18 protein-coding genes are annotated in these 15181 nt (G+C 65.4%); 9 read left to right on the top strand and 9 right to left on the bottom strand.

Annotated features, from left to right (window positions below; genetic code table 11):
* Positions 1–2: 2 nt before the first annotated feature.
* The 4 genes from SLQ30_RS30060 (at position 3) to SLQ30_RS30045 (ending at position 2496) form a co-directional block, all read left to right on the top strand.
* Complete coding sequence (locus tag SLQ30_RS30060) at positions 3–404, top strand: GlcG/HbpS family heme-binding protein (protein ID WP_319450598.1); 402 nt, start codon at positions 3–5, stop codon at positions 402–404.
* A 19-nt stretch (positions 405–423) separates the two neighbouring features.
* On the top strand, positions 424–1719 hold the full coding sequence (locus SLQ30_RS30055; protein ID WP_319450597.1) for a serine hydrolase domain-containing protein: 1296 nt from the start codon (positions 424–426) through the stop codon (positions 1717–1719).
* A gap of 92 nt (positions 1720–1811) precedes the next feature.
* On the top strand, positions 1812–2036 hold the full coding sequence (locus SLQ30_RS30050; RefSeq protein WP_319450596.1) for a hypothetical protein: 225 nt from the start codon (positions 1812–1814) through the stop codon (positions 2034–2036).
* A gap of 7 nt (positions 2037–2043) precedes the next feature.
* Positions 2044–2496: a lipoprotein LpqH gene (locus SLQ30_RS30045; RefSeq protein ID WP_319450595.1), complete on the top strand. Its 453-nt coding sequence runs from the start codon at positions 2044–2046 to the stop codon at positions 2494–2496.
* Between the two features lie 224 nt (positions 2497–2720).
* Here the strand turns inward: SLQ30_RS30045 and SLQ30_RS30040 are convergent, their stop codons facing one another.
* The 3 genes from SLQ30_RS30040 to SLQ30_RS30030 all read right to left on the bottom strand — a co-directional run bounded on the left by SLQ30_RS30040 (position 2721) and on the right by SLQ30_RS30030 (position 4657).
* Complete coding sequence (locus SLQ30_RS30040; protein WP_319450594.1) at positions 2721–2891, bottom strand: CsbD family protein; 171 nt, start codon at positions 2889–2891, stop codon at positions 2721–2723.
* Positions 2892–2993: 102 nt separating this feature from the next.
* Entirely contained in the window at positions 2994–3671 is a 678-nt protein-coding gene (locus tag SLQ30_RS30035) for a guanylate cyclase (protein ID WP_413468222.1), read from the bottom strand.
* Positions 3672–3874: 203 nt separating this feature from the next.
* Positions 3875–4657 (bottom strand): adenylate/guanylate cyclase domain-containing protein, encoded by a 783-nt coding sequence (locus SLQ30_RS30030; RefSeq protein WP_319450676.1) that lies wholly within the window; start codon positions 4655–4657, stop codon positions 3875–3877.
* Between SLQ30_RS30030 and SLQ30_RS30025 the strand changes: the two genes are divergently transcribed.
* Positions 4656–5648: a hypothetical protein gene (locus SLQ30_RS30025; protein WP_319450675.1), complete on the top strand. Its 993-nt coding sequence runs from the start codon at positions 4656–4658 to the stop codon at positions 5646–5648. The genes SLQ30_RS30030 and SLQ30_RS30025 overlap by 2 nt on opposite strands.
* 13 nt (positions 5649–5661) lie before the next feature.
* On the opposite strand, the gene SLQ30_RS30020 is transcribed toward SLQ30_RS30025, so the two are convergent.
* From SLQ30_RS30020 to SLQ30_RS30000, 5 genes are all read right to left on the bottom strand, one after another.
* Positions 5662–6036: a nuclear transport factor 2 family protein gene (locus SLQ30_RS30020; protein WP_319450592.1), complete on the bottom strand. Its 375-nt coding sequence runs from the start codon at positions 6034–6036 to the stop codon at positions 5662–5664.
* A gap of 48 nt (positions 6037–6084) precedes the next feature.
* Complete coding sequence (locus SLQ30_RS30015; RefSeq protein WP_319450591.1) at positions 6085–8061, bottom strand: DUF6541 family protein; 1977 nt, start codon at positions 8059–8061, stop codon at positions 6085–6087.
* Positions 8058–8546 carry a MarR family transcriptional regulator gene (locus tag SLQ30_RS30010; protein WP_319450674.1) on the bottom strand — a complete coding sequence of 163 codons (489 nt, stop codon included), beginning with the start codon at positions 8544–8546 and terminating at the stop codon, positions 8058–8060. Before SLQ30_RS30010 ends, SLQ30_RS30015 begins: the two co-directional genes overlap by 4 nt.
* 135 nt (positions 8547–8681) lie before the next feature.
* Positions 8682–9275: a hypothetical protein gene (locus SLQ30_RS30005; protein WP_319450590.1), complete on the bottom strand. Its 594-nt coding sequence runs from the start codon at positions 9273–9275 to the stop codon at positions 8682–8684.
* Positions 9259–9750: a MarR family winged helix-turn-helix transcriptional regulator gene (locus SLQ30_RS30000; protein WP_319450589.1), complete on the bottom strand. Its 492-nt coding sequence runs from the start codon at positions 9748–9750 to the stop codon at positions 9259–9261. The genes SLQ30_RS30005 and SLQ30_RS30000 overlap by 17 nt, the downstream gene beginning before the upstream one ends.
* Positions 9751–9817: 67 nt before the next feature.
* On the opposite strand from SLQ30_RS30000, the gene SLQ30_RS29995 reads away from it, so the two are divergent.
* Both SLQ30_RS29995 and SLQ30_RS29990 read left to right on the top strand, forming a co-directional pair.
* On the top strand, positions 9818–11590 hold the full coding sequence (locus SLQ30_RS29995) for a chloride channel protein (protein ID WP_319458348.1): 1773 nt from the start codon (positions 9818–9820) through the stop codon (positions 11588–11590).
* Positions 11591–11592: 2 nt separating this feature from the next.
* Positions 11593–12573 (top strand): cytochrome c oxidase assembly protein, encoded by a 981-nt coding sequence (locus tag SLQ30_RS29990; RefSeq protein ID WP_319450587.1) that lies wholly within the window; start codon positions 11593–11595, stop codon positions 12571–12573.
* Between the two features lie 36 nt (positions 12574–12609).
* Here the strand turns inward: SLQ30_RS29990 and SLQ30_RS29985 are convergent, their stop codons facing one another.
* Positions 12610–13131: a MarR family winged helix-turn-helix transcriptional regulator gene (locus SLQ30_RS29985; RefSeq protein ID WP_319450586.1), complete on the bottom strand. Its 522-nt coding sequence runs from the start codon at positions 13129–13131 to the stop codon at positions 12610–12612.
* Between the two features lie 264 nt (positions 13132–13395).
* Between SLQ30_RS29985 and SLQ30_RS29980 the strand changes: the two genes are divergently transcribed.
* Together SLQ30_RS29980 and SLQ30_RS29975 are read left to right on the top strand one after the other, a co-directional pair.
* Entirely contained in the window at positions 13396–13878 is a 483-nt protein-coding gene (locus SLQ30_RS29980; protein ID WP_319450585.1) for a nitroreductase family deazaflavin-dependent oxidoreductase, read from the top strand.
* 106 nt (positions 13879–13984) lie between these two features.
* Positions 13985–15172, top strand: coding sequence for an FAD-binding domain (locus tag SLQ30_RS29975; RefSeq protein WP_319450584.1), 1188 nt, complete (start codon positions 13985–13987; stop codon positions 15170–15172).
* Positions 15173–15181 lie beyond the last annotated feature (9 nt).

Below are 15181 nucleotides of genomic sequence, written 5' to 3'. Positions count from 1 at the left end.
TTGTGACCGTCGAGCTATCCACCGCGCTGAAATTGGTTGCGGCCGCCCACTCCGAAGCCGTCCGCCGGTCGATTCTGGTGTCGGCGGCGGTAGTTGACGCAGGCGGGCACCTCGTCGCATTCGGCAGGATGGATGGCGCGGAGATCGCCGGTCCCGTACTCGCGGTAGACAAGGCCTTCACCGCGGTGGCGAATCGCATCGCCACCTCTGAACTCGCCACGCTCGCGGCGCCTGGCGGCGAACTGTTCGGCATACATGCCAACGGCGGCGGACGCTTCGTCATCTTCGGCGGCGGCGTCCCGATCACGACCGAAGGGGCCGTCGTCGGAGGTGTCGGCGTCAGTGGCGCCAGTGCGGCCGAGGACGAAGCGTGCGCCCTCGCGGCGCTCGCCGTCTTCGGCTGAGGCGACGGCGGCTCCGGTGATGGCTCAGTTCGGTCGAAGCGCATGCATTGCCGGGCTCGTCGTTTGCCTCGCGCTGGCGAGCTGCTCGTCGAGTACGGAGCCGACGAGCTCGTCTTCGGCCACGACCATCGCGACGACCTCGGCCCCCAAGTCATCGGCGCTGAATGTCATTGACCCCAAGGCATTTCAGGGCACCGTCGAACGACTCGCGAAGCTGCTGGCGGTCCCCGGTGCGTTGGTCGTGTTGCGCACGCCGCAAGGCAACTTCACGGCGTCGGTCGGCACCACCGCGCTCGGCGCGCAGACACCCCCGGAGGCGGGCACGCATTTCCGGATCGCGTCGAACACCAAGACCATGACGGCGGCCGTGATCGTGCTGCTGGCACAGGACGGGAAGCTCAAGCTCACCGATCCGGTCGCGGCCTACGTCCCGGACGTGCCCAACGGTGAAAACATCACCATCGCAGAGCTTTTGAAGATGCGCAGCGGGCTCTACGGCTACACCTCAGACCCAGAACTCTCGACCATGATGGATGCCACCCCTTCGAAGGCCTGGACGCCGCAGGAAGTGTTGGCGATCGCGTTTCGGCACCCACCCCAGTTCGCGCCCGACGCGGAATACGACTACAGCAACACCAACTACGCACTGCTCGGCCTTGTCGCCGAGAACGTCTGCGGGCAGCCGTTGGCCCGGCAGTTCCAGGACCGCCTCTTCGGTCCGGTTGGCCTCAAGCAGACGTCGCTTCCGGCCATCGGCGACACCGCGCTTCCGTCGCCCTACTCCCACGGATACATGCACGGCGGAAGCCTTTACGCACTGGCCGACACCCCGTACCCCGCGGACATGCAGGCCGCTGCGAAGGCCGGAACGCTGAAGCCGATCGACTACACCAACCAGAACTCGTCCTACGCCACCGCCGCAGGCGGCGCGATCTCCACGGCCGACGACCTGGCTACGTGGATGAAGGCTCTGGTCTCGGGCAAGGTCTTCGGCGCCGACTACCAACAACAGTGGTTGACGAGCCTGCAGGCCGAGGACCCGGCTGCGCCCGACGGGCAGAAGTACGGGTATGGGATTTCGTACCAGCGCTTCGGCCCAAACGCCGCCATGTACTACCACGGTGGCGAGATGCCCGGTTTCAACTCGTTCATGGGCTATGACCCGGACAATGATGTGGCGCTGGTCATTTGGACGAACCTGACACTGTCACCCGATGGCGAGACCACCGCCCAAGGCATGCTTGCCCCTGTGCTGGACGTGGTCTACGCCGGGTTGAATCTGGTGCCGCCGCCGACACCCACGACCACCAAGTAGCGCCGACTGACCAGCACCGAAATGTGGTGCAGTCGCCCTACCCGAGGGCTAACCTGTCACTCAAGATCAGCCAACGCGGTAAGGGGGTCACGGTGGCGAATTTCGGCGAAGCCAACACGTGGATACAAGACAGCAACAGATTCGAGCTCTACGCGGACGGGAGCGGCAAGGTCCGCCTCAGGCCGGCGACCGGCGAGCCCGTCGTTCCGACGGAGCCGAGCGCCTCGAAGGCTGGAGCAGCTGACATCGCAGCGGTGCCAACCGGACAAGTCACCGATCACGCGGATCCCGATGCGGACGGCGACGCGTCGCGTTAGCGCGGCCGTGACCAAGTCAGGAGTGTGTGCCCCCATCGGTGCTGCCCTGCTGATGGGCACGGTGATGGGGTGCAGCCGGGCACCCGACATCGTCACGACCTTGACCTTCGACGGCCAGAGCCGCACGATCACCACCAACAAGGTCAGCTGCACCAACCAGGCCGACGGCAGGCTGGTCATCCTCGTAGACGGCGGCCGCACACAGTCGGTTCGCATCGTGGTCGATCGGCGGGGTCGACTCGTCGTCGAGCGGGCTGGGCTGCGCTACCAGGACCTGGCGGGATTCGTTGCTGATCCAGAGGAGGTCGTGGCGACCAAAGTCGACGACACGTACAACTTCAGCGGACGCATGCCGCCCAAAGCCGGGGAGCTTTTGTCGCACGAGTTCGAGATCGAGACGACGTGTCCGTCATACCTGGATGAGGGTCCGACTCCGCTTCCCGGGTCGTACATGTCGTGAGTGGATGGTCCGCGGTCAGCGGTGGAGGGCACCGCGCTGTGGACTCAACGCAGAGGTTGCGCCCACCCACCGCCTAGCGAGGATCATGACGCAACCACGTCCAATTCCCCGCTAGTCGCGGGAGTACCCGTAAGTCGACTTGGGAAACGAAGGGCCGAACCGAGTCGACCCGCCACCGGTAACCGGTAGCGGGTCGAATCAGTCAATCGGGATCTGGCGGATTGCTAGTTCAGCGCGTCCTTGACCTTCTCGCCTGCATCCTTGAGGTTCGCCTTGACCTGGTCGGCCTTGCCCTCGTTCTCGGTGCTCTTGTCGCCGGAAGCCTTGCCTGCCGCTTCCTTCGCGTGGCCACCCAGGTCTTCGATCTTGTTCTTCGCCTTGTCGACAAAACTCATGTCGTCTACTCCTTGATTGATATACGGGCATCGATGCCCGAAACCCAAGGAGTGAGTACCTCGCCCGCCGGATGTTGAAACCCGGGTGCGCATGCCGTCGCCCTAGAGCACGACGGAGATTTCGTCGCTGAGCGCGTAGCCCTTCGTCATCGGCAGCACGTCGCCGCTCCAGAACGAGCCGGGGTCGAACCAGTTGTAGGGCTTGTCGGTGCTGAGCAGCCCCATCTCGTCGAAGGTCATCGCGACAGTCTCGGCGCAGTACGCGGTCTCCAGCCCGACGTTGCGGATTGCGGCCCTCTTGCGTTCGGCCGATTCGTGAACCTTGCGGTGCACGAATGGAAGTCCACGGGTGAAGTCGCTGACGACGGGCACCCGACCGCGAACCCAGCGACCAGTCAGCCGCGCCGTGGTGGGGAACGCCGTCCCGTCCATGCGCGCGATGACACGCAGCAGCTTGTCTTCCTGTTCACGGGTGGCATACGGCGTCATCTGCCGCAGCCAGCATCGCTGGCCGTACGTGAGCATCCACCGCTCGACCGCTTGGCGCAGGTCGTTGAGTTGCACGCCGCGGTGATTGCTGCCGCTCCACAGGCACTCCAGCTTGTCGCCGAGCTCGGCGTGCCAGATGAGCGGCGGTAGGTCGTCGATGGCGACCGTCATGCCGACGTGGTTGACCGGGGCGTTGGACATGGTCTGGATCGCGCGGTCCGGCCCGGAATCGCCGCGGAACAACCAGATGTCCCCCGTGCGGGTCTCGGCCAGCGCGCGCTCCAGCGTCACCGTATTCGCACTCACCAGGGCAGCTTAGGCAGACTATGGCCATGCGAGGGATATGGAAGTGGGTTGGACTTGCCGGTGTCGCAGGAGTTGTGGCGGGCGGTGTGTTGGTTGCGCGCGATCAACGCAAGCGCAATTCCTATACCCCGGACGACATTCGTGCGCGGCTCCACCAGCGGCTAGCGGAGGCCGGCCAGGCCGAATAGCTACCGCAGCGTCACCGCATACAACCGGTGAGTCCCGCCGAACCCCTTGAGTTCGACGTCGCGGCCGTCGTCGAAGCCGACGGCGTCCTGCGCACGTTCCTGGCACTCGTCGCGCACCGGCTGGCTGACGAGCACCTCGCCGCCCTCGGCCTGCCCCGCCACCCGGGCCGCCATCGCCACATTGCGCCCGAAGAGGTCGTCACCGCGCCGCACGGACTTGCCGACGTGGATTCCGATCCGCACGCGAATACCGTTGGGCCGCTTGCCAAAGTCGCGTTGCATGTCAATGCTGCACAACACGGCCTCCTCGGCTTGCGCGAATGCGATCATGAACCCGTCGCCCTGGCTCTTGACGACGTAGCCGTGGTGGCGCTTCACGTGGTGCGCGACCATCTTGTCGTGGCGGTCGATCAACCGGACCCACGCGCGGTCGCCGATGCGTTCGTTGAGCGCCGTGGACTCCTCGATGTCGGAGAAGAGGATGGCGACGCGTCCGCTCGGGGCAAGCCGGGCCAGGTCGGGCCGCTCGACCTCGGCCCAATCGGCAAGGTCCTCAATCGAGGATCGCACGGCGGCACCGAATCCCTCCTTCCGCATGATCGTGGCGGTCTGCCACATCTGCTTGACCGCCTCGCGACCGCCGGATAGCAGGTTGGCGCGCGTGTCGACCTTGCGCTGGGCCTCCGCGAGCTCCTCGGTCTTACGGGCCAGCCGCCTGGACTGCACCAGGATCACGACGGCTTCGGCTGCGGCGATGGCACCGAGGGCGTAGATGGCGAACATGATTCCCGTCACGGGACAAGTATTGGATGCTGGATCGGTGCCGCCCGTCGAACCCCCGTATTACGAGAGCCGCTTCGTGCGGGCCAACCATCCCAGTGCACCCAAGGCGCTCTGGCTTCGCGAGACGTTGTTGCTGCCGACGACGGGCGAATCGGTCGCCGACGTGTGGGTGATGGTGTTCGACCCCGAAGGGGCTGGCAACCGTGCGATCAAGGTCGGACACCCGCTGCGCGAGTCGGATTACGGGTATGACGAATGGACCGCGCGGATCGGAGGGGCGACGATTGACGACGCCGCGGTGCGGGGTGAGGTGTCCGCCGGCGGACGAACGGCCTCATGGGACCTGGACATCGCGCCAAGCGCCGCGCCGCCCGTGAAGCTGCTCACCGACCGCGGCTACCGCGCGAAGTTCCCGGCGGCCAAGACCATGGTCCGCGACCCGCTGGCGACGTTCGACGGACGGCTGGACTTCGACGGTGGGCTCGACGTGAACGGATGGCGGGGGAGCGTCAACCACAACTGGGGTCGGCGCCACACCCCGGCGTATGCGTTCGGTCAGGTGTGCGGGTTCGACGAGGTGCCCGATGCGAGCCTCGAGCTCGTCACCGCGCGGGCCGCCGTCGGGCCCGTCATGCTTCCGCCGACCACGTTGTTCGTATTGCGTCACTCGCGTGGCGAAATCGCCGTCCGGTCGGTATTGGCGGCCCGGCGCACCCACGGTGAGTATCGGCCGTTCGCCTGGACGTTCGGAGGTCGGGTCGGAGCGGCGACGGTGGAGGGGGAGCTCGTTGCCGAGCCCTCGGACGTGATCGGGCTGACGTACTCCGACACCACCGGGCACACCAAGTTCTGCTACAACTCGGGACTGGCCACGTGCCGAGTGATATTGCGGGACAGTGCATTCGGCAACATGGAGCTCATCGCGACGCGGCGCGCCATGTTCGAGATCCTGCTAGCGGAGCCGTTGGACGGGATCCCGCTGCTGGCTTAGCTTGCCGTGCTGGCTAGCTGAACGCGGCGGTGACGGTCGCGAGGTCGAAGTAGTCGCGCCATACGGCGATTTTGCCGTCGCGCACCTCGAAGACGCCCATCACCGGCAACTCCACCTCGCCGCCACCCTTCTTGCGCATGACGTCGGTGCGCTCGTTCATCACTACGTCTCCCGCGCTGACCTGACGGTGCACCTTGAAGTCGATGCCGTCGAACGCACCGGTGAACCCGGCGATGAACTCCTTGATGGCCTCGCGGCCCTCCGCCGGTGGCATCGGAATGTTGTGGTAGACCGCGTCTTCGGTGAACCAGGTCGCGAGTTCCTCGGGATCCGGTGTCGCCCAGAGGTTGCAGAACTCGGTCACCACGTCTTCGGCTGTACGCGTCATGCCTTGATCAAACGTCGGGTGGCCACGTAAATCAACCGTTCCAATGCGTCAGCCGACCTGCTGACGATCCGCGCGCCATTCGAAGATGCGTGTCTCACCGTTGTCGTAGATCTTCGTCCACGACTTCGATCGATCAAGGGACACCAGCCCGTCGGGCATCACGAACCCGCTGACCACCGGTGCGCTCGTCAACACATAGCGGATATTGAGTGCCTTGACCGCGGCGGCGACGCGCGGGTCGGTGTCGGCGTCGTCGGCGTAGGCCCAGATGATGAAGCGGTTGTAGCCGGGCCCCTGCTGCACCGGGTAGTCGTAGTGCGTCCACAGCGGGTGCAGGTCGGCGATCGCGTACATCCAGGCGGTGCCGTCGGTGTTGGCATTGCCGATCAGGGTGCTGTGGGCGCCCGGCAGCGTCGCGAGGTAGGCCATGGCGGCGACGTCGCGGTGGTCGATCATTACCGAGTCGTACTTCTGGCCGAACAACAGCCGATGACGCGGAAAGTAATGCCAGGCGCAGCCCACGCTCACGGCCACTACCAGCACTGCGGTAGCTGCCAACCATGCCGGATCGCTGGTTCGCGAGCGGGAGGCGATGCGGGCTACGGCGCGTCGCACTGCCGACACAAGGGTCGCCGCCACCGTGAACAGCGCGATACCGGCCATCGGTGCCAGCACCATCGTCACCACTGCCGAGAGCCGACGCGGGTCACTGTAGAACAGGTCGCTGAACTTTCCCGTGAGCAATCCGATGGGGCCGCCGAAGGGAGCGGCCGAATGGACGATCGCCACGACCAGCAGCAGCCAGACCGCCAACGGCCACCAGATCTTCTTCACCAGCAGGATCAACGCACCGACTCCAGCGAGTCCGATCACGATGTTCTGGATTGGGAAGTCGTTGAGGTGGCGGGTGTGCTGCAAGACAGCGTTGATCAACGAGCGTTTCCTGCCCAGCCCGGTGTGGAACTGGTGACCGGCAATGATGTTGGCCTGCTGGAGTAGTGCGATGAATTGCGGCGCCAGGATGAGTCCGGCGGGCACCGTGGCGGCGAGCAGCGTCACGATGTCGGCGACCCGGCCTCGAACCGGATGCCAGACTGCGTCCAACAGCCACCACGCGGCAAGGAACACGAGGGTGACGACTCCGCCACTGGTGTGGACCGAGAAGGTGCCCACCACAGCAAGAATCGCGATTGGAATGCGGTCGCGGTGGCCGAGCGTGGACGCGGTCAGGACCATGGCGGGAATCGCGATGCCATTGCCGACGAGGTTGGGTATCGCCGCGGTATAGAACGTCACGTAGGGCACGGCAGTGAACGACGCCGACAGCGCCGCCGCCGCGGCCGCACACCCGGCGGCACACCACTGTGTGGTGCGAGACCGCATCAGGTGCCAGGCCAGGATGGCGGCGCTGGCAGGGAACAACCAGATTGCTGCGGCGAGCGCACTCACGGTGAACGCGGTGGCCGGAGCCGCGGCGGTCAGTTGGCTGAACACGGCAGCTAGCGCGTGAAACGCCGACGGATAGTAGAGCACGGCGTGGGTTTCGACGTTGCGCAGCTCGCCCATGTGGTTGGACGACGCCTGACCTGTGTCGAGGATGTAGCGAATGGTGTTGGCATGCCACACCGAATCCCACGTGCTGGGGATGGACTGCCAGTGCGGCATGCCGCTCACGGCCGCGTATCCGATCAGGACGGCCCCAATCAGCACCCCGGCGCCGACGACGAAAGCCGGCCCCGCAGCGACGGCCAGCACCTCAGCGTGATGGTCCCGGTATCGGGCCAGCGCGGCCCGGCAGCCGACCGCACCACCTGCGACGCCAGCGAGCGCCATCAGCGCCGTCCACGCGTTCCACGGGATTCCGACAGCGCCAAACGGAACGATCGCCGCACCGACGACGCCGTAGGTCAACGCGGGCGCCACCGCCACCGCCACTGGCACCGGTAGTCGGGCAGCGCACCCGACGACGGTCCCAGGAGCAACTAGCAGGATCACTGCGAGCAGGACAGCGGCAGTCAAACTCACAGGCGCTCATCGACATCGATGCTCGCGGCGGGCTCACCGCCGGCGGTCGTGAACGCGGTGAGAGCGCGGACCAGCCCGTGTCGTTCCCGCGGCGGCATCTCTTCGACAACCCGGGCGATCTCCTTGCGACGTTGCGCAGTCACCTCGCCCACGATCCGGCGGCCTTCCCCGGTCAGTTCGACGACGAGCTCGCGCCGTGAGTTCGGATGGGCGTGGCGGTCGATGACGCCCGTGGTGACGAGCCGGTCGACCATCCGGCCGACCGTGGACGGTTGCACGTCAAGCAGACTCGCGAGGGTGGCAAGGTTCACCGGACCTTCGTTGGACAAGATGACCAGGGTGCGGAACTGCGCGATGGTCAGCGTCTCGTCGATCGAAGCGATGGATCGCGCCGAGATCGCGACCAGCAACCTCGACGAAGTGAGCAACGCATCGGTGATCGCGTCCAGCGATTCCTCATCGGCCGCTTCGCCGCGGGCGGTCATCGACGCCTTGCCCCTCACCGTCAACGGCTTCGCCCCGTTCTGATCCCAGTTACCAATAGCAAGTGCAACTATTGCATAGTGCCACTATGGCAGTTGCTCGCGGATTCGGCATGTCGGGCTACCCATGACTGCGCCTCAAACTACGAGCTTTTCGATCTGAGCCCAGTAGCGGTCCTGTTCGGCCTGCGGGATTGGCGGTGCGAAGGACACGACGATGGTCTCGACTTGATCGAGACCGCGGTCCTTGGCGTAGGTCTCGGCGCGTCCCGTGGTGGGAAAGGATTTGACCCTAAGGATGTCGGTGACGATGGACTGGTCACAACCGGCCGCTGGGCATTCCTGTGCGGTGGTGTCTTGCGGATTGGGGACCTCGAATCCCAACTTGGCGAGCTCATCGACAATGCCGCGAGCTGTCGGCGCCTGCAGCTCGCCGCCACGCGTCGCGGTCGCAGAAATCGGACCCGAAGTGGAGGCTGACGGCGGCTGGCCCGGGTTTGAATAGGTCGGCGCATGCGAACAACCGCTGATAAGACAGACCGCGGTCACACACGCCAACCCGACTCTTGCTACCACCACCTTCAACCCCCGGCCGTTGCTGTTTGCTGTCAGGACAGCCGGGTGGGGCACAACCAGCGTTTCGTTGACGTCGAACACGATTACCGGCATCGGCAACGGTCCCATTTCATGGCACGTAGAGTATCGAATATCGTTGTCAGGCAAGGAATTCATCGAGCTCCACGGTTGCTGCGGGTTCCCTGCCAGCGGTGGTGAACGCGGTCAGCGCCCGCACCAACCCTCGCCGTTCACGAGGCGGCATGTTGCGTACCACCTCCGCGATTCGGCCGCGCCGGTGCCCGGTGACCGCAGCCACGACGTCCAGTCCGTGCGCAGTCAGTTCGACCACGAGTTCGCGCCGCGAATCCGGATGGGGCTGCCGATTGATCATGCCGGCAGCGACGAGACGCTCGGCCATCCTGCCGGTGGTGGACGGGTTCACGTCGAGCAGCCCGGCGAGGGTAGCCAGATTGACCGGGCCGCGCGTGGACAAGATCACCATGGTACGGAACTGCGGGATCGTCAACGTTTCATCGACATTGGCGATCGACTGGGCAGAGATAGCAACCAACAGCCGCGATGCCGTGAGCAGAGCATCGGTGATGGCATCCACCGAGTCGTTGCCGACCGGGTCGGTCTGATCAGGCATCGGGTGTCCTCTCCGCGAGGCGTATCGCTCTAGATGGAAACGCGTAGGGCAACTATTGCATACTGCAATGATGATCGATCTGATCAGGTCCGCGACGGCGCCTCGGCGAGCAGCGTGGCGTCGCTGGCTGCAGGATGCGCCCTCGGCGCTGGTCCCCTTAGCAGTGATGGTGGGAGCGGTCACCGGGGTCGGCGCGGTCGGCTTCCGCTGGCTCATCACCGCATTCACCCGGATGTTCACCGGTTATGACGACTACTCCGGGCTTGGGCGGGTGGCGAGCACACACTGGCCTTGGTTGGGCTTCTGGTTCCTGCTGCTGGCGCCTGTCGTCGCGGGTGCGGTGTATGGGCCGCTGGTGCATCGGTTCGCCCCCGAAGCCCGCGGCCACGGCGTGCCGGAAGTGATGTATGCGGTCAGTCATCGGGGCGGCCGGATCGCGCCGCAGGTCAGTTTGGTCAAAGCGCTGGCCTCGGCGCTGTGTATCGGGGGCGGCGGTTCCGTCGGCCGGGAAGGCCCGATCGTGCAGATCGGTTCGGCCGCTGGCTCGACGGTGGCCCAACTGCTGCGCCTGGACACCCCGCGGGTGCGGTTGTTGGTGGCGTGCGGTGCCGCCGCCGGGATATCGGCGACCTTCAACGCGCCGCTGGCCGGACCGTTCTTCGCGATGGAGTTGATACTGCGCAATTTCGCCGCCGAGTCCTTTGGCGCAGTGGTGCTGGCCAGCGTCACCGCCGACGTCGTCGGGCGCACCCTTCTCGGAGATCACCCGTTCCTGTCACTGCCGGCGTTCGCCGTCCGCAGTCCGGTCGAGTACCTGCTCTACGTCGCGCTCGGAATCGCGGTCGGCGTCGTTGGGGTGGCGTTCTCGAAAGTCCTGTATCTCGTCGAGGACGCCTGCGACTGGGTGTGGCGCGGACCGGAATGGGCGCGCCCCGCGGTCGGCGGCGTGCTGCTCGGCGCCCTGCTCATCGCGCTGCCGCAGATGTATGGCGTCGGCTACCCCGTGCTGGAGAACGCTGTCGAAGGCAAATACGTCATCGGGATGCTCCTGCTGCTCATGATCGGCAAAATGTTTGCAACCAGCCTGACCATCGGCATCGGCGGCTCCGGCGGAGTGTTCGCACCGACCCTGTTCATCGGTGCCATGGCCGGAACCGCATTCGGCACCATTGCCCACGGCTTGTTTCCTGCAGTGACCGAGTCCGCGGGCGCCTACGGACTGATCGGCATGGGCGCCGCATTGGGCGGGGCCACCGGCGCGCCCATCACAGCAGTGATCATCTTGTTCGAGCTCACCGGCGAATATTCGATCATCCTGCCGCTGATGGTCGCGGTCGTGATGGCCGCCGGCACCGGACATCTGTTGTCCCACAGCACCATCTACACCGCCAAACTATGGCGGCGCGGCGTCGACCTCGACTCCTCGCCCTCCGAAAAACCGGAGTTCACCACCGCCGACGTCGCTCTTGCAGCGCCTGAAGCGCTGAAAGAACACACGTCGCTGGACGACGCCGCCGCGGCGCTCACGACCTCACCGTTCGGCATGCTGCCGGTCGTCGACGCTGACGCTCGGTACCTAGGGTGTGTGTCAGCGCAGGACGTCACCGAGGCGCTCGCCGACCCCGACCCACCGCCGGACGTGAAACCGCTCGTCGGCCAGGCGACCGCCGTCGGCGCGGACGCCACGACCGGCGAGATCCTCGCCAAACTCAGTGGGCGCGGTGGCACGGGGCTACCCGTGCTCAACGAGGATCACACGGCATTAGTCGGCTGGATCACCTACGAAGCAGTACTGGCCAAGCTCCGCCCGAACACCGCCACCCCTGGGCCGACGAAATGACGATGGGCACCGCACCGCCCAGCGGTGCTGCAGTGCTGACGAACTGGACGTCGGCACCAGTTGCCGACCTACTCGTCGCGCTGGTGCTCACCGGCTACCTTCTGCTGCTGGTCCGACTCCGTCGCACAGGGCGACGCTGGCCGATCCGACGAACGGTGTCAGCGATCGCCGCCGCCGCAATCCTGGTACTCGTCGTCAACAGCCCGCTGGCGATCTACAGCCACCACCTCTTCTGGGTGCACATGATCGTGCATCTGCTACTCATCACGGTGGCGCCGGCGCTGTTGGTGTGGGCACAGCCAATTCGACTGCTGCACAACGCCGCCGACCCCGGCACCCGGCTCCGTCTCGACAGCTTCCGTCGGAGCAGGCCATTCCATTGGCTGATAACGCCGCGCTTCACCGTCCCCCTCTATGCGTCGGTGTTGGTCCTCACCCACCTGACCGGCTTTCAGCAGGCCATGAGCCAGCACATGTGGATCCACGACAGCGAACTCGCGCTCTATTTGATCACCGGCTACCTGTTGCTGCTTCCCTTGGTCGGGGAAGAGCTGACCACCGACCCGCCGATGGCCCCGTTCCTGAGTTTCGTCATCATCGCGTTCTGCATGGGCCCCGACACCCTCGTCGGCGTCGTGTTGATGATGACCAGAACTGCTCTCGCGCCCGCATACGCCGGCTCCCGAAACTGGGGGCCGTCAGCCCTGGTCGACCAGTCCATGGCTGGGGCCATCATGTGGTTCGCCGGCGACGGATTAATGATGATCCTGATGGTCATCATCGGCGGCCGCTGGATCGCCCACCGTAACGACTCAGGCGCGAGCCTGGGCCCGTGGCTGGACCGCATCCGCCGACAAACGACCCTCGACGCCGACGCCGACGCCGATTCGTCGATTGACCTCGACGACGACGACGCGGCACTGGCCGCCTACAACGCCCGCCTGGCCGCACTGCACGGCCGACAACCCAAGAACCCCAGCTGAATTATGGCCTTCGCGGAGAAGATATTTGGGAAAAGTTCAGTGCTTGTCGCTGGCTCGCCGGGACTCGGCACGCCGCTTGGTGCTCGTGTCGGACAGTCGTTGCTGTGCGGCGGTGAACGCCCGGGCGCCTTGAACGAGGGCGTCCCGGTCTTGGCTGCTCATCTGGTCAGCGACCTCGCCGAAGGCGCGGACGCGCAGCGTGACCAGTTCGTCGAGGATGGCGCGGCCCGCGTCAGTGAGTTCGAGCTGGGTGGATCGCCGGTTGCTCGGCGCGGGGTGGCGAGTGATGAGGCCGGCCTCGGCGAGGCGGTCGCTGAGCCGGCTTGCGGTGGAGGGCACCAGGCCGAGGTCGTCGCCGAGCTCGCCCACCATGCTCGGGCCGCGGCGGTCGAGCGATTGGAGGGCCCGCAGTGGTTCCAGACCGACGTTGTTTTCCACGCGTTCGAGGACCGAGACGTTCAGCGCGAGCAGTCCGCGCGTGGCTCGTTCGAGCCTGACTGGGTATTCGTCGGCTTCCGCGGACCCATTGGCGCGGCTACTTTTCGTCGTTGGTGTCATGTGCGGCATCCTCCGCTCCGGAGAGTACATCCGATTAGCACCATATGCACTTTGCATTAAGTGCAAACTGGATGTTGTGCATGGTGCAATTATTGGCGTAACGTGGAAGGCGGCGTGATCCGGGCCGCTCGACATCACTAGTCAGGCCCGCGGCGGATCGGATGAGTCCAACGCCCGTCGCATGTGTCTGTCGCATGTGGTTGGCGATTAATCCGTTGAGCGGCAAGCAATTTCGGGGCTTCGCCGCATTGGAGGAGGCGATCGATGAAGATCGTGAAGAACGTGCGACCACCGTCGGGGGTGAGCCGGGCTTTTTTCCGCGCACCGATTTACCTCTACCGGCTGGGGCTGGGCTGGCTGTTCGGTAAACGCGTCTTGATGCTCAATCACGTCGGGCGTGTCTCCGGCAAGCAACGCCAGGTCGTTTTGGAAGTCGTCGAACACGATCGGACTGACGGAAGCTTCGTGGTCGCTTCCGGATGGGGATCCTCGGCCGCCTGGTATCGCAACATTCTTCACACACCGGAGGTCAGCATCCAGGTCGGAAGGCACACGATCCGTGTGACGGCGCTACCGCTCACCGGACAGGAGGGGGCGGACATCTTTGCCCGATACGCTGCCCAACACCGCGCCGCGGCGACTTACCTGCTCCCTCGGCTAATGGGCTTCTCTGTCGACGGGTCAGCGGCCGACTTCCGGGCCGTTGGGCAACGAATGCCGTTCGTCCGGTTGGCTATTCGGAAGTGAAGTCCGCCGTGTCTCACTCGGCTGGGCATATCAGCGGTTCGTACCGCGGACGTTGCAGCGGCCGCCGACAAACATCGCCATCTAGTCGGCGGAGGGAGTTGACCGCATGAAAATCGCGATTAGCGGAGCAGGTGTGGCGGGTCCATCGCTTGCGCACTGGCTGCACCGAACCGGTCACGAGCCGACCTTGATCGAACGGGCGCCACACTTTCGCACCGGCGGCTATGTTATCGATTTCTGGGGGGTCGGCTACCGCGTCGCGCAACTCATGGGAATCGAGGCGGCCGTCCGCGAAGCCGGCTACCAGATCCAATCGGTCCGCTCGGTTGGACCCGACAATCGAGTGCACGCGAGCCTGGGCGTCGACGCGTTCCGACGCGCGGCAGGCGACAAATTCACGAGCCTTCCGCGCGGCGACCTGGCCGCGATCATCTACGCCACGATCGCCAACGACGTCGAAACCATCTTCGGTGACGGCATTACCGCGATCAACGAACACCCCGATGGCGTGTCAGTGAGCTTTGCGCAGGCCAAGACTCGGGACTTCGACCTGGTCGTCGGTGCCGACGGATTGCACTCCGACGTGCGCCGGCTGACGTTCAGGCCCGAGTCAGACGTCGAACACTATTTGGGCTGCCTGGTCGCGGCGTGCGTCGTCGAGGGCTATCGGCCCCGCGATGAACTCGTCTACGTGACCCACAGTCAGCCGGGTCGATCGATCGGGCGGTTCCCGCTGCGGGGTGACCGCACCATGTTCCTGTTCGTGTTCCGTTCGGCCCACGCCGCCGATCCCGGCAAGCTGACCGCGCGTAAATCCCTGCTGCGCAGCGAGTTCGGTGATGCGGGCTGGGAATGTCCGCAGATCCTGGACGCGCTCGACGGTGTTGGTGAGCTGTACTTCGATGTCGTCAGCCAGATCCGACTGGCGCGCTGGTCGCGGGGCCGAACGGTGCTCGTCGGCGACGCTGCCGCGTGTGTCTCGCTGATGGCGGGCGAGGGCACGGGTCTGGCCATGACCGAGGCCTACGTGCTTGCCGGCGAACTCGCCTGTGCTGGTGGCGATTACCGGCGGGCCTTCGACGCCTACGAGGCGCGACTGCGCCGATTCGTCGAAGGCAAACAGGCCGTGGCGCAGAAGTATCTCCCCGTCTTCGCGACCCAGACGCGGCTTGGGATCTGGTTTCGCGATCTGGTGATGCGGACGATGAACGTGCGTCCCCTGGCCGACCTGGTCCTCACGCGAAGCGTGCGCGACGACTTCGAGTTGCCCAACTACCCGATGGTGAGTGCATGAGCAGAGAAG

Source organism: Mycobacterium sp. RTGN4 (assembly GCF_033804635.1).
Taxonomy (GTDB): domain Bacteria; phylum Actinomycetota; class Actinomycetes; order Mycobacteriales; family Mycobacteriaceae; genus Mycobacterium.
Note: the sequence above shows the minus strand (reverse complement) of the source record. Positions and strands in the feature narration are given on the sequence as shown.

What these genes read in the sequence shown, in the direction of transcription:
- SLQ30_RS29980 (WP_319450585.1), top strand. Translation starts at nt 13,396, where the DNA reads ATGAAGATCGTGAAGAACGTGCGACCACCGTCGGGGGTGAGCCGGGCT.
- SLQ30_RS30020 (WP_319450592.1), bottom strand. Translation starts at nt 6,036, where the DNA reads ATGACGCGTACAGCCGAAGACGTGGTGACCGAGTTCTGCAACCTCTGG.
- SLQ30_RS29990 (WP_319450587.1), top strand. Translation starts at nt 11,593, where the DNA reads ATGGGCACCGCACCGCCCAGCGGTGCTGCAGTGCTGACGAACTGGACG.
- SLQ30_RS30040 (WP_319450594.1), bottom strand. Translation starts at nt 2,891, where the DNA reads ATGAGTTTTGTCGACAAGGCGAAGAACAAGATCGAAGACCTGGGTGGC.
- SLQ30_RS29985 (WP_319450586.1), bottom strand. Translation starts at nt 13,131, where the DNA reads ATGACACCAACGACGAAAAGTAGCCGCGCCAATGGGTCCGCGGAAGCC.
- SLQ30_RS29975 (WP_319450584.1), top strand. Translation starts at nt 13,985, where the DNA reads ATGAAAATCGCGATTAGCGGAGCAGGTGTGGCGGGTCCATCGCTTGCG.
- SLQ30_RS30000 (WP_319450589.1), bottom strand. Translation starts at nt 9,750, where the DNA reads ATGCCTGATCAGACCGACCCGGTCGGCAACGACTCGGTGGATGCCATC.
- SLQ30_RS30010 (WP_319450674.1), bottom strand. Translation starts at nt 8,546, where the DNA reads ATGACCGCCCGCGGCGAAGCGGCCGATGAGGAATCGCTGGACGCGATC.
- SLQ30_RS29995 (WP_319458348.1), top strand. Translation starts at nt 9,818, where the DNA reads ATGATGATCGATCTGATCAGGTCCGCGACGGCGCCTCGGCGAGCAGCG.
- SLQ30_RS30025 (WP_319450675.1), top strand. Translation starts at nt 4,656, where the DNA reads ATGATTCCCGTCACGGGACAAGTATTGGATGCTGGATCGGTGCCGCCC.
- SLQ30_RS30030 (WP_319450676.1), bottom strand. Translation starts at nt 4,657, where the DNA reads ATGTTCGCCATCTACGCCCTCGGTGCCATCGCCGCAGCCGAAGCCGTC.
- SLQ30_RS30005 (WP_319450590.1), bottom strand. Translation starts at nt 9,275, where the DNA reads ATGAATTCCTTGCCTGACAACGATATTCGATACTCTACGTGCCATGAA.
- SLQ30_RS30055 (WP_319450597.1), top strand. Translation starts at nt 424, where the DNA reads ATGGCTCAGTTCGGTCGAAGCGCATGCATTGCCGGGCTCGTCGTTTGC.